The organism is Comamonas sp. BIGb0152, assembly GCF_024809975.1.
Classification (GTDB): domain Bacteria; phylum Pseudomonadota; class Gammaproteobacteria; order Burkholderiales; family Burkholderiaceae_C; genus Comamonas.
Map to the genome: position 1 here is coordinate 276,891 of NZ_JANUDY010000003.1, position 13,037 is coordinate 289,927.

Sequence of the window (13,037 nt, forward strand, 5' to 3'; positions counted from 1 at the left end):
ATGCTGACGCCGTACCCTATCACCAATGGCACAGCGGGGTTTGTAGGACCGGCTGACGTCCTCACCAACCCCGCTGCTGACGGAGCTTCAGCAGCGCTATGACCACACCGGCTTGCGCTTTTGCGCAAAGGCCTGCGCGCCTTCTTGCGCATTGCTGTCCATCATGTTGGAGGCCATGCACTGGCTGGCAAGCTGGTAGGCCGCTTCAATGCCCAACTCGCGCTGCTGGTAGACCAGGGCCTTGCCCATGCGCACGGCAGCAGCGGGCTTGCTGACAATGGCCGCCACCAGCGTTTCCAGCGCTGCATCGAGCTGGTCGGGCGCGGCCACCCGGTTGACCAAGCCCTGCGCCAGGGCTTGCTCGGCGCTGATGAACTCGCCGGTCAACAGCATCTCCATGGCCTGTTTGATGGGCATATTGCGCACCAGGGGCACGCTGGGCGTGGCGCAGAACAGGCCGTACTGGATACCGCTGGTCGCAAAGCTCGCCTCGCTGCTGGCCACAGCCAGGTCGCACTGCGCCACCAGCTGGCAGCCTGCGGCGGTCGCCATGCCTTGCACGCGGGCAATCACGGGCACGGGCAGTTTCTGAATCGCCAGCATCACCTGGCTGCAGCGGTTGAACAGGTCCTGGTACCAGGCCCGGTCGGGGTGGGAGGCCATGTCCTTGAGGTTGTGGCCCGCGCAAAAGGCCCGGCCCTGGGCGGCCAAGACCACCACACGCACCGACGCATCCTGCGCAATCGCCGCCAAGGCGGCACGCAAGGCAGCCAGCATCTCATCGCCCAGCGCATTGAAGCGCGCTGCATCATTCATGCACAAGGTCACCACGCCGCGCGCATCGCGGGTCTGCATCAGCAGCTTGCTGTCCGTCATTGCCAGGTCCTCAAAATGTGTTTACAGATCGGCGAGCACGCGGATATGGGCTTCCACACTGGCCGCCAGCGGCGTCATCACATAGCCGCCTTCGAGGCAAGAGACGATGCGGCCCTTGCTAAAGCGCCGCGCAATGTCCTTGATACGGTGGGTGATCCAGGCGTAGTCGGCCTCAACCATGCCCAGCTGGCCCATGTCGTCTTCGCGGTGGGCATCAAAGCCGGCGCTGATGAAGACCATCTCGGGCTTGAATTCCTCCAAGCGCGGGATCCAGTAGGTCTCGACAATCTCGCGGATGTCCATGCCCTTGGTGTAAGCCGGCACCGGCACATTGAGCATGTTGGCCGCCGGGTCCTTGTCGCCCGAATGGGGGTAGAAGGGGTGCTGGAAAATGCCCACCATCAGAATGTGCGGATCACCCGCGCAGATGTCTTCGGTGCCATTGCCGTGGTGCACATCAAAGTCGACAATCGCCACGCGTTTGAGCTGGTGGCGCATCAGCGCATACTTGGCCGCCACGGCCACGTTGTTGAAAAAGCAAAAGCCCATGGCCTGCTTGCGGGTGGCATGGTGGCCGGGTGGCCGCACGGCGCAAAAGGCGTTCTCCATCTCGCCGCTGATGACCGCATCGGTGGCGGCCAGCGCAGCGCCGCAGGCGCGCAACGCCGCATTCCAGGTGGCGCCATTGACGGCGGTGTCGGTGTCCAGCATCAAGGTTGCCGGGCCGCCAATGGCCTGGTTGTCAGCGGCCATCTCCGACAGTCCGCGTATCGATGCAATGTGCAAACGCTCATGGCCCAGCTCCAGATCGGACATGCTGGCCTTGGGGGCGTCACGCCGCTCCAGCGCATCTCCCACTCCGGTGATCAGCAGGCGGTCTTCTATCGCATCCAGGCGTGCAGCGCATTCCGGGTGGGCAGGCCCCATGTCGTGCAACCAACAGTCGCGATGGCTGAAATAACCTGTCTTGGACACAGTTTTCGTCTCCTTAACTGTTTTTGTCGTTTATTGTGATGGTATGCAGACACAGCACACCATACTAAAATTATTGACTCAGCTTAACACGGTGATTGTGGGGAAACCGGCGCAGGTTCAGGATTGCCTGACTTGTTTGCTGGCGGGAGGACACCTGCTGATTGAAGACGTACCGGGGGTGGGTAAAACCACGCTTTCGCATGCATTGGCCCGCACCTTGGGCCTGCAATTTTCCCGGGTGCAATTCACCGCAGACCTGATGCCCAGCGACCTGACCGGCGTATCGGTCTATGAGCGCGAGCAGCAGGCTTTTGTGTTTCATCCCGGCCCCGTTTTCACCCAGGTTTTGCTGGCCGATGAGATCAACCGCGCCAGCCCCAAGACGCAAAGCGCGCTCCTGGAGGCCATGGAAGAAAAGCAGGTGACGGTCGAGGGCGCTACCCGCCCGCTGCCCCAGCCTTTCTTTGTCATCGCCACCCAAAATCCGCTCGACCAGCTGGGCACCTATGCGCTGCCCGAGAGCCAGCTCGACCGCTTCTTGATGCGCATCTCGCTGGGCTACCCGGACCAGGCGGCCGAGTTCCAGTTGCTGGCCGGCCAGGGCCACCGCGATATCGCCAACCAGTTGCCGGCACTCACCTCCGCAGTGGAGCTGAAGTTCCTGCAACAAGAAGTCAGCAGCGTGCGTGCCAGCGATGCGCTGATCCACTATGTGCAGGCGCTGATTGCCGCCACCCGCTCGGGCAAATGGTTTGTGCAGGGCCTGTCCCCGCGCGCAGGCATTGGCCTCATCCGCGCCGCCAAGGCCCAGGCCTTGATCCAGGGCCGCGACTATGTGGCGCCCGACGATGTGCAGGCCATCTTGCCGCAGACCACCGCCCACCGGATGGTGCCCGTCAGCACATCGGGGCGCAGTGCCGTGGAGCAGGTGCGCGCGATGATGGACAGCGTTCCGCTGCAGTAGCGTGAACCTGCCCTCTGCGGCCTCAGGGCCGCCCCGCACAAGCCCCATGCAGCGGCTGCGCCAGCGCATGCGCCAATGGTGGCTGGCGCATTTGCCCAGCGCCAGCAGCCATGCCGTCAGCCGCCGCAACCTGTACCTGCTGCCCACCCGCGCCGGCTGGATGCTGGCGCTCACCTTGCTGGTGTTGCTGGTGACCAGCATCAACTTTCAGCTCAACCTGGGCTTTTTGCTGACCTTTATGCTGACCGGTGCCGCACTGGTGTCCGTGGGCATTGGCTACCGCAACCTGCTGGGCCTGCAGTTGGAGCTGCATGCGCCTGAGGCCCAGTTTGCCGGCCAGCCGTTGCGCCTCGACCTGCGGCTGGACAACCCCAGCCGCCGCGCCCGCTATGCGCTGGGCATCCGCCACTACCAAGGCACGGCGCTGAGCCTAACCGACGTAGCCGCCCAGGCCACCGCCCGCATGCAACTGAGCACAGCGGCTGAGCGGCGCGGCTACCAGAGCCTGCCAGCGGTGCTGGTCGAGACGCGCTTTCCGCTAGGGGTGTTCCGCATGTGGACCGTTTTTAGAACCACCGAAAAAGCCCTGGTCTACCCCAGCCCCGAGGCCAACCCCCCCCCCTTGCCCTTGGGCATGGCTGATGCCGGCACCGGCAGCAGTGCCAGCCTGCGGGCCAGCAGCGGTGAGTTCGATGGCGTGCGCAGCTACCGGCGTGGCGATCCGCTCAAGCTCGTGGTCTGGAAGAAAGCCGCCACTGCGATGGCCACAGGCAATGGCCATTTTGTGGTGCGCGACAACCAGCACCAGGCCCAGCAAGATCTTTGGCTGGATGCGCAGCATTGCGGCCTGGCCGAGCGCGAGGCCCAGCTCTCGCGCCTGACCGCCTGGGTGCTGGTGGCCGACCAGCAAGGCCTGCGCTACGGGCTGCGGCTGGGACAGGCGAATGCCGATCAGCCTGCCGACAGCGGGCCCGAGCACCGCCTGGCCTGCCTGCGCGCGCTGGCACTGGCCTAGAAGGAGCACAGACATGTCCTCTGTTTTCTCTCCCAGCCGGCCTGCGGGCGCCTTCCGCTGGAGCACGCTGCCTCGCGAGGCGCGCGATACCGTCTTTGTGCTGGCCGTCGTCGGCTGGATCTTGCTGCCCCTCACCGCCACCTTGCCGATCTGGGCCTCTGCGCTGGCGTATGCCTTGCTGGCCTGGCGCGCCAGTATGGCGCTGCGCCAAAAGCCCTTGCCCGGCCGCTGGCAGCTGCTGGCCTTGCTGGTGCTGGTCGTCGGCCTGACCTTGCTGAGCTACCGCACCATCCTGGGCGCCGATGCCGGCGTCACCCTGGTCTGCATGCTGCTCACCCTCAAGACCATGGAGATGCGCGCCAAGCGCGATGCCATGGTCGTGTTCTTCCTGGGTTTTTTCGCACTGATTGCCAACTTTCTGCACTCCCAGTCGCTAGTGACGGCGATGGCCATCGCCATTGGTCTGGTGGGATTGCTGACGGCCCTGGTGCATGCGCATATGCCCGTGGGGCAGCCGTCGATCAAGTTTGCGGCTGGTCTGTCGCTGAAGATGGTGGCCATTGGCGCGCCCCTCACCTTGGCGCTGTTCGTGCTGTTTCCGCGCATGGCGCCGCTCTGGGGGGTGCCCCAAAACCCGAGCGCCAAAACCGGCCTGTCCGAGGAAATGACCGTGGGCTCGGTGGCATCGCTGGCGCAGGATGAAGGCATTGCCTTCCGCGTCAAGTTCGACACCCCGCAAAACCGGCCGCCTGCCGCCAACCAGCTCTACTGGCGCGGGCCGGTGCTGTCCGATTTTGATGGCACCACTTGGCGCGCCACACCCAGCTTTCGCAATGCCGATGACAAGCTCTTTAGCGACATCGTCACCGAAGGCGAGCCGCTGCGCTATGAGCTGACCCTGGAGCCCCACCACAAGCCCTGGCTGCTGACCTTGGACCTCACCCGCAAGCCACCCGAGCTGCCGCGTGGCCGCGCCTACAGCACGGGAGATCTGCAGTGGCTGAGCAACCGCCCGATTACCGAAGTGAGCCGCATCACGGTGGAAAGCCACACGCGCTACCGGTTTGGCATGCAGGCGGGCAAGCGCGAGCTGGCCTTCAACCGCCGCCTGCCGGCCACCAGCAACCCGCGCACCCAGGCCTGGGTGGCGCAGCTGGCGGCCGAGATTGGCGAGCGCCCCGACCGCAGCGAGCAGCTGGTGCGGCGCCTGCAGCAGCAGCTGCGCAGCGGCGGCTATACCTATACGCTGGATCCTGGCGTCTACACCGGCCAGGCGGCCGACCAGTTCTGGTTTGATCGCAAAGAGGGCTTTTGTGAGCATATCTCGGCCGCCTTTGTGATCGCACTGCGCAGCGCCGGTGTGCCAGCGCGCATTGTGACTGGCTACCAAGGCGGCGAAGCCAACAGCGTTGACGGTTACTGGACCGTGCGCCAGGCCGATGCCCATGCCTGGGCCGAAGTCTGGCTCAGCGAGGAACAAGGCTGGGTGCGCTTTGACCCCACCGGCTCGGTCAGCCCGGGCCGCATTGGCGCCGCACAGCGCCTCAACACCCCCAACTTCATGGGCATCAGTGTCAGCAACGCCGCCACCATCAACGGCCTGCAGCGCATGCGTGCAGTCTGGGAGGCCGTCAACAACAGCTGGAACCAGTGGGTGCTGAACTACACCCAGCGCGAGCAGATGGACATGCTCAGCAAGCTGGGCCTGTCCAGCCCCAACTGGATGGACCTGGTCCGCATTCTGGGCGGGCTGGTGCTGGCGGCAGCCCTCATTGTGGTGGCAGCCTTGCAGTACCGGCGCAGACGCAGCGATCCCTGGCTGGCCTTGCTGGGCCAGGCGCGCAAACGCCTGCGGCAAGCGGGGGTGACAGATGCGGCCCTCAGCAGCGCCTCCACACCACGTGCGCTGACCCGCATGGTGCAGAGCCAGGCGCCCGATGTAGCCCTCGCGTTTGGGCAATGGCTCAAGGCCATGGAGCGGCAACGTTACGCACACGCCACGGGCCAGGCAGCGCCCAAGGCCGAGCTGGCAGCGCTTCGCAAACAATTACGACTCCTGCCCTGGTCCCGCCTGCGGGCCCTGGCAAACAAGGTATAAAACCCCATGCACCGAATTCTTCAGACCACCCTGGCTGTGCTCTGCGCCGGCCTGTGCGCCACGGGCGCCTACGCCCAAAAAGGCAGTGCCAAAGCCCGCAGCCCCGAATCCGCCACCACTTCGTCCAGCTATGGCAACCGCCCCGAGGCCGAGGCCTTTGTCCGCGAAGTCGCCGAGCGCCGCCATATCGATGAGGCCTGGCTGCGCGCCAGCATCCAGCAAGCCCGCTTCAATGCCACTGTGCAGCGCCTGATGACGCCGCGCACGGGGCCCGCTGGCGTCAAGAACTGGCGCGGCTACCGCGGCCGCTTTGTTGAGCCGATCCGCATCCGCGCCGGCCTGCGTTTTTGGAACGAGAACGCCGCCACCTTGGCCCGCGCCGAGCAGACCTATGGCGTGCCCGCCGAGTACATCGTGGGCATCATCGGGGTCGAGACCATCTACGGCCAGCAAATGGGCAACTTCACCGTCGTCGATTCTTTGGCCACGCTGGCTTTTGACTACCCCGCCAGCCACCCACGCGCGGCCGATCGGGCCAAGTACTTCCGCGGCGAGCTCGAGCAGTTTCTGGCCACCGCCTACCTGACGGGCAGCAACCCTTTCGACACGGTGGGCAGCTACGCTGGCGCCATGGGCATGCCGCAGTTCATGCCCACGAGCTGGTCCAATTTTGCGGTGGATTTTGATGGCGACGGCAAGATCAACCTGTTTGGCAGCACCGCTGACGCGATTGGCTCGGTGGCCAATTACTTTGTGGCGCATGGCTGGCAGCGTGGCATGCCCGCTTACTACGATGTGCAGGTGGACAGCAGCCCCGCCCAGCTGGAGACCTTGCTGGCACCCGATATCAAGCCCAGCTTTAGCGCCGCCGAAATGGCCGCACTGGGCCTGCGCATCCAGCCGCCCGGCAACCAGCACACAGGCCCGCTGGCACTGATCGAGCTGCCCAATGCCAGCGCCGCGACCCAGTACGTGGTCGGCACGCCGAACTTCTACACCATCACGCGCTACAACCTGTCGAGCTTCTACGCCATGTCCGTGGTCGAGCTGGGCCAGGCGATTGCACGTGCGCGCAATGGCGCAGCAGCGGCATCGGACAGCGAACCCGCCGTGCCCGACCCAGCCAGCGAAACCAGCAACTCCCCCAGCGCCGAGGCCGCTGCCAAAGCCTATTTGCGCAGCAAGGCGCGCCAGCAGCGCACGCCGGATGCGGGGAATTTCAGCGCGCCCTGAACCGATTCAGCCGCGCCATATGGTCGTGATCTGCAGGCTTTCAAGGGTGCTGCTGCAAAAATAAAAGCCCGCAATTTTCTCTTGAAATCGCTGCATCTTCATCCAACTAACAGTCATCGAGCAGCAAACCCGCTGCCCTGTTTCACAAGGATTGAAGATGATCATGACCCCTCTGATGCACCGCTCGGCCTACGCTGTCTCCCCTTCCGCGATGGACGCGGCCCTGCAGCGTTTTCTGCAAGCCACCACCACCACGACTACGACGCCGGACACCGTGCAGCAAGACGGCCAGGTGTTCAGCATCAGCATCGATGTCCCCGGCCTGTCGCGCGAACAGCTGCACATCGAGCTGCAAGACAAGACCGTGCGCCTGTCCAGCATTGAAGGCGCGCCGCGAAGCGTGCAGCGCGCTTGGAAGCTGCCTGCCAGCATCGATGCCACGGCATCCAAAGCCAGCCTGGAAAACGGTGTGCTGACCCTGGTGCTGAGCACCACCCAACCGGCAACCCAAACCTTGGCCATTGCATAAGGCCAGCGCAAGCACTTGCACCATGCAGAAGGGGCCTTGAAAAAGGCCCCTTCTGTTTGTCTTTTGTTGGGTTTGCTGCTTCCTAAGCAGCGCGCCTACCGCCTATACCGCAGTGACAGTCGCCGCCGGCGGCTGCACGATGGCATCGAGCGGCCAGCGGGGTTTGACATCAAAGGCATAGACCTTCTCGGCCTGTTGCTGCCCGGCCTCGATGCGCATGGCAGCGGCCATCGCAATCATCGCGCCGTTGTCGGTGCACAGGTGCAGCTCGGGGTAGTGCACGCGGATGCCGCGCTTGTGGCAGGCCTCATTGAGCTGCTCGCGCAGCAGCCGGTTGGCACCCACGCCGCCGGCGACCACCACGCGCTTCATGCCGGTTTCCTTCAAGGCGCTCAGGGTTTTTTTCACCAGCACATCCACGATCGCCGCCTGGGTGGACGCTGCCAAATCGGCCTTGCGCGCTTCCAGCGCATCGCCCAGCTTTTTGGCTTGGGTCAGCACCGCCGTCTTCAGCCCGGCAAAGGAGAAATCCAGATCGCCGCTGTGCAGCAAGGGGCGCGGCAGCTTGAAGGCCTCTGGGTCACCATCCTGCGCCAAGCGGGCCAGCTCCGGCCCACCGGGATAGGGCAGGCCCATCAGCTTGGCCGATTTGTCAAAGGCTTCACCCGCCGCGTCATCGATGGTTTCGCCCAAAATCTGGTAGCGGCCGACGCCATCCACCCGCATCAGCTGCGTGTGGCCGCCAGATACCAAGAGCGCGACAAACGGAAACTGCGGTGGGTCTTCGCTCAGGAAGGGCGACAGCAGGTGGCCTTCCAAGTGGTGCACGCCCAGCACGGGCTTGTCCAGTGCGGCACCCATCGCACAGGCCACACCCGCGCCCACCAGCAGCGCACCGGCCAGTCCCGGCCCGCGGGTAAAGGCAATGGCATCGATCTGCGCGAGCGTGCAGCCCGCGTCATCCAGCACTTTTTGGGTCAGTGGCAGCACGCGGCGGATATGGTCGCGGCTGGCCAGCTCGGGCACTACACCGCCATAGGCGCGGTGCATCTCGATCTGGCTGTAGAGCGCATGGCTCAGCAGCTCGGGCACGGTGCCTGGGCCACGGGTGCGCACCAGGGCCACGCCAGTTTCATCACAAGAGGATTCGATCCCCAATATCAACTCACTCATAGGGCGAAAGTGTAGGCGCTCTGGGCCGCTTTCGCCCTATGGGGCGGGGCTACCCTGGCGGGCTGCCAGGGTTTGCCAGCCCAGCCCAGGGCGATTAGCGCTTGCCGCCCAGCAGCGAGCCGCCGATTTTCATCAGGTCGCTGACATCGAGTTTGCCATCGCCATTCTGGTCCAGCAGCGAGCCCAGCAGGCCGCCGCCCAAGCCGCCTTGCTGCTGCACTTGGGCTTTTTCCTCGCCCAGCGCATTGCCCAGCTGCGAGGAATTGAGGCCACCCGACATCACGCGCTGCGCCAGGAAGGACATCACCAGCGGGGCCAGCATCTTGAGCAAGTTGCCGGCATTGGAGCCCAAGCCCGTGGCCTGGCCGAGGTTGGCCGTGGCCTGGTCCTGCTGGCCACCAAAGATATGGCCCAGAATGCTGGCGCCGTCCAGCGCAGCAGGCGCGGATGCGGGTCCACCCGCTGCAGCACCACCACCCAAAGCACCACCCAGCACGCTACCGAGCATGCCGCCCAGGCCACCAGCCTGTGCACCGCCACCACCGCCACCCAATAGCGAGCCCAGCAGCCCGCCCAGGTCAGGCCCGGCACCAGCGCCAGCGCCCGCACCGGCGTGGTCGCGCTGCAGGGCTTCAAACAAAGCGCTGGCACCGCCTGCGCTTTGTGCGTTGTTGCCCAACGCGCCCAGCATCATCGGCACCGCTGCCTGCACGGCCTGCTGGGTCTGGGCCTCGCTCTGGCCCAGGTTTTGGGCCATCTGCTGGATAGGAGCACCTTGGAGTTGCGCGAGGAGCTCGTCAACCATGGAGGGAGATGCGGACATGTTGTTTCCTTTCAAAAGCCCAGGCGGGCGTGGCACAGAATGCAGATAGTAGACCTTCAGCATGGCAGCGCAATACAGAGGGGCGCAAATCTTCGTTAACCGCTAAAAATAGCCTGCTGAGGGTTGCACATACCCGAGATGCCATATGGGCTGATTTTTCTTATTACTTCCGTATCTATAAAACCTAAAATAATAGGCAAACGCATTTTTTACCACCATGGCCATACAGCACTACATCAAGGAAATCGGGCGCGGCGCACGCGGCGCCAAGGCCCTCAGCCGCATCGAGGCCAGTGATGTGATGGCGCAGATACTCGATGGCCAGGTCAGCGATTATGAAATCGGCGCCTTTTGCATTGCCATGCGCATCAAAGGAGAGACCGCCGAAGAGATGTGCGGCCTGTGGGATGCCGTGCATGCGCGCATCGCCCGCTTCCACAGCGCAGCAGCCCTGCCTACCGTGGTGGTGCCCAGCTACAACGGCGCGCGCCGCCTGCCCACCTTGACGCCGCTGCTGGCCCTGCTGCTGGCGCGCGAAGGTCTGCCCGTGCTGGTGCATGGCATGCAGACCGAGACGAGCCGGGTATCGGCCTTTGCGGTGTTTGAACGCCTGGGTATCACCCCCCGCCTGCAAGCCGGCGCGATTGCGGCAGCTGAAGTGGCCTTGGTGCATACCGCCACCTTGCTGCCTGCGCTGGCCAAGCTGCTGGCCGTGCGCCAGATCATCGGCCTGCGCAACCCGGGCCACAGCATTGCCAAGCTGCTGCAGCCGGTGCAAGGCCCAGCCATCTTGCTGGGCAGCTACACCCACCCCGAATACCTGCCGATGCTGCAAGCCACGCTGGCGCAATTGCAAACCCATGCCCTGCTCTCGCGCGGGCTCGAAGGCGAGGTCTGCGCCGACCCCCGCCGCACGCCCCAGTACGACGGCTTTTTCGCAGGCCAGCAGCTGCTGCTGCAAGCGCGCAGCAGTGGCACCGATAGCCAGGTGCCAGGGCTGCCCAGCGAGCGCGACGCGGACACCACAGCGCGCTACACCGAGGCCGTGCTGGCCGGCCAATTGCCTGTGCCGAGCGCTTTGGCCCAGCAGGTGGCGCATGTGCTGGCCATTGCCCACAAAACCCTGCCAGCGCCTGCGCTTTCCGTTGCACAATCAGCGCCACCTTTCCAAGCCGCCCACCATGACTGACAGCCGCCTGCCCTCCTTTCCTGTGCCCCCCCCGATGGAGCACCCATCGCCAGGCCAGGGCCAGTGCACCCTGGTCGGAGCCGGCCCGGGCGACCCGGATTTGCTGACCCTTGCCGCTGTCAAGGCTTTGCAGCGCGCCAGCGTGCTGCTGGTGGATGACCTAGTCAACGAAGCCGTGCTGCAATGGGCGCCTGACAGCGCGCGCATTGTGCATGTGGGCAAGCGCGGCGGCTGCCAGAGCACGCCCCAGGCCTTTATCCAGCGCCTGATGCTGCAGGAAGTGCAGGCAGGCGAGAACGTGGTGCGGCTCAAAGGGGGCGATCCATTCATCTTTGGCCGAGGCGGCGAAGAGGTGGAGTTTCTGCGCAGCCATGGCATCGAGCCGCGCATCATCAATGGCGTGACTGCCGGGCTTGCAGCCCTCACCGGCTTGGGAGCCCCGCTCACCCACCGCGACCATGCCCGGGGTGTCGTCTTTATCACCGGCCATGCCAAACCCGGCGGCCAGGGCCCCGACTGGGCCCAGCTCGCCAGCACGGCCCACCATGCGCGCCTGACCCTGGTGATCTACATGGGGGTCGCCAGTGCAGAGGCCATCAGCCAGGGTTTGCGCAATGGCTTGCCGGCGGACACGCCAGTGGCCATCGTGCAGCATGCCAGCCTGCCCCAGCAGCGCCACGCCATCACTGACCTGGCCCAGTTGCCAGCCACCATGGCCCGCGAGCAGCTGGGCAGCCCGAGCATCATCGTGGTGGGCGACGTGGTGCATTGCGTGGCCTTGGCCGCGCAAGCCAGCTGTGCCTCGGGGTCCACAGACCAACGAGATTTCTCCGAGATTTGCGGATACGATAGCCATTCATCCGTGGAAAACCGGGCCTCCATAGCGTAAAGCGATTAATCTTTACATATGCAAAGTTTGTGTCTCCACGTTCAAACGATACAACGAGGAGCACTGACAATATGCAAAAACAACGCACCTGGCGCCTGTGTGCCGCCGCACTGGCGATCACCGCGCTGACCGCCTGCAAAACAGAACTCGGTCCGGGCGACGGTGGCGGCGGCACCGATCCCAACAAGCCCTACCCCACCCTCGACGGCAAGCCACCACAAAGCTTTTCCCTCAGCAGCATCGACAACAAACCCGCCAATACGGCAGAGAGTTTCGATGCGGCCGTCGCACAGGACGCCAACTTCATCGCCGTCGATCTGGTCATGAGCAAGGACGGCGAGCTGGTCGCACTGGCATCGCCGGACATCACCGGCATCACCGACGTCGCCACCCGCAGCATCTACGCCAACCGCAAGACCCTGCGCCTGATTGACGGGCAGACGCACGAGGGCTGGTTTGCGAACGACTTCACCCTGGCCGAGCTGCAAAGCCTGCGCGCCAAACTGCCCGGCTCCAACACGCCACCGGTCGGCGCCAACAATGGCCGCATTCTGTCGCTCAATGATGTGATCGCCTACATCAAGCGCCAGCGCAAGACGGTCGGCCTCTATTTGCAGACGCTGAACCCCACCTACCACAGCCAGCAAGGTCTGGCGATGGAAGACAAGCTGATTGCCGCGCTTACCACGGCGGGCTACACCCAGGAAAGCGCCCCCGTGTTGGTGCGCTCCTTTGAGGTCGCCCACCTCAAAGCCTTGCGTGCCAAAACCCAGGTCCGGTTGGTGCAGATGATCAACGGCAATCCCGCGCTGGGCCCCGCCGGACAGATTCTCCTTACTGCCCCCTATGGCCAGCCCTATGACTTCACCGTCGCCGGCGTGTCCACCACCTATGCCCAGATGGTGACCGCCGACGGCCTGACCCAGATCAAGACCTATGCCAATGGCATCTCGCCCTGGAAGCCCTATGTCATCTCCGCCCGCTACCTGGACAAGAATGGCGATGGCCAGCCCGATGACCTGAACAACGATGGCAAGTGGGACTACCGCGACCGCGAAATGATGCCGCCCACCAACCTGGTCACCCTTGCCCATGCGGCCAAGCTCTTTGTCCACCCCTGGACCTTCAGCAACGATGTCAGTACCCTGGCCAGCGACTTCAAGGGCCGCGTCGCAGCCGAGTACAAGCTGTTCTATGAGGTCGGTGTGGATGGCGTGTTCAGCGACAGCCCCAGCGACGCCAACAGGGCGCGCTGAGCACGGACGCGATAGCC

General features: G+C 64.4%; 12 protein-coding genes. 8 read left to right on the top strand and 4 right to left on the bottom strand.

What is annotated here, in order from left to right:
* Positions 1-96: 96 nt before the first annotated feature.
* On the bottom strand, positions 97-876 hold the full coding sequence (locus M2375_RS08175) for an enoyl-CoA hydratase (RefSeq protein ID WP_259165104.1): 780 nt from the start codon (positions 874-876) through the stop codon (positions 97-99).
* A gap of 21 nt (positions 877-897) precedes the next feature.
* Positions 898-1,851: a histone deacetylase family protein gene (locus tag M2375_RS08180; RefSeq protein ID WP_232539566.1), complete on the bottom strand. Its 954-nt coding sequence runs from the start codon at positions 1,849-1,851 to the stop codon at positions 898-900.
* 43 nt (positions 1,852-1,894) lie between these two features.
* On the opposite strand from M2375_RS08180, the gene M2375_RS08185 reads away from it, so the two are divergent.
* From M2375_RS08185 to M2375_RS08205, 5 genes are all read left to right on the top strand, one after another.
* Positions 1,895-2,815, top strand: coding sequence for a MoxR family ATPase (locus tag M2375_RS08185; protein WP_259165105.1), 921 nt, complete (start codon positions 1,895-1,897; stop codon positions 2,813-2,815).
* A gap of 1 nt (position 2,816) precedes the next feature.
* Entirely contained in the window at positions 2,817-3,830 is a 1,014-nt protein-coding gene (locus M2375_RS08190) for a DUF58 domain-containing protein (protein WP_259165107.1), read from the top strand.
* A 13-nt stretch (positions 3,831-3,843) separates the two neighbouring features.
* Entirely contained in the window at positions 3,844-5,928 is a 2,085-nt protein-coding gene (locus tag M2375_RS08195) for a DUF3488 and transglutaminase-like domain-containing protein (protein ID WP_259165110.1), read from the top strand.
* 6 nt (positions 5,929-5,934) lie between these two features.
* Positions 5,935-7,161: a lytic murein transglycosylase B gene (gene mltB / locus M2375_RS08200; RefSeq protein WP_259165111.1), complete on the top strand. Its 1,227-nt coding sequence runs from the start codon at positions 5,935-5,937 to the stop codon at positions 7,159-7,161.
* 157 nt (positions 7,162-7,318) lie between these two features.
* Positions 7,319-7,690 carry an Hsp20/alpha crystallin family protein gene (locus tag M2375_RS08205; protein WP_259165112.1) on the top strand — a complete coding sequence of 124 codons (372 nt, stop codon included), beginning with the start codon at positions 7,319-7,321 and terminating at the stop codon, positions 7,688-7,690.
* Positions 7,691-7,792: 102 nt separating this feature from the next.
* Here the strand turns inward: M2375_RS08205 and tsaD are convergent, their stop codons facing one another.
* On the bottom strand, positions 7,793-8,863 hold the full coding sequence (tsaD, locus tag M2375_RS08210; protein ID WP_259165113.1) for a tRNA (adenosine(37)-N6)-threonylcarbamoyltransferase complex transferase subunit TsaD: 1,071 nt from the start codon (positions 8,861-8,863) through the stop codon (positions 7,793-7,795).
* Between the two features lie 94 nt (positions 8,864-8,957).
* The gene (locus M2375_RS08215) at positions 8,958-9,686 is read right to left on the bottom strand and encodes a DUF937 domain-containing protein (RefSeq protein WP_259165114.1); all 729 of its coding nucleotides are present in this window, start codon (positions 9,684-9,686) and stop codon (positions 8,958-8,960) included.
* Between the two features lie 217 nt (positions 9,687-9,903).
* Here M2375_RS08215 and ybiB point away from each other — a divergent pair, with 217 nt between their 5' ends.
* From ybiB to M2375_RS08230, 3 genes are all read left to right on the top strand, one after another.
* On the top strand, positions 9,904-10,875 hold the full coding sequence (gene ybiB / locus M2375_RS08220) for a DNA-binding protein YbiB (RefSeq protein WP_259165115.1): 972 nt from the start codon (positions 9,904-9,906) through the stop codon (positions 10,873-10,875).
* A gap of 34 nt (positions 10,876-10,909) precedes the next feature.
* Complete coding sequence (gene cobA, locus M2375_RS08225) at positions 10,910-11,764, top strand: uroporphyrinogen-III C-methyltransferase (protein ID WP_259165346.1); 855 nt, start codon at positions 10,910-10,912, stop codon at positions 11,762-11,764.
* Positions 11,765-11,835: 71 nt separating this feature from the next.
* On the top strand, positions 11,836-13,020 hold the full coding sequence (locus M2375_RS08230) for a glycerophosphodiester phosphodiesterase family protein (protein WP_259165116.1): 1,185 nt from the start codon (positions 11,836-11,838) through the stop codon (positions 13,018-13,020).
* The last annotated feature ends 17 nt before the right edge of the window (positions 13,021-13,037 follow it).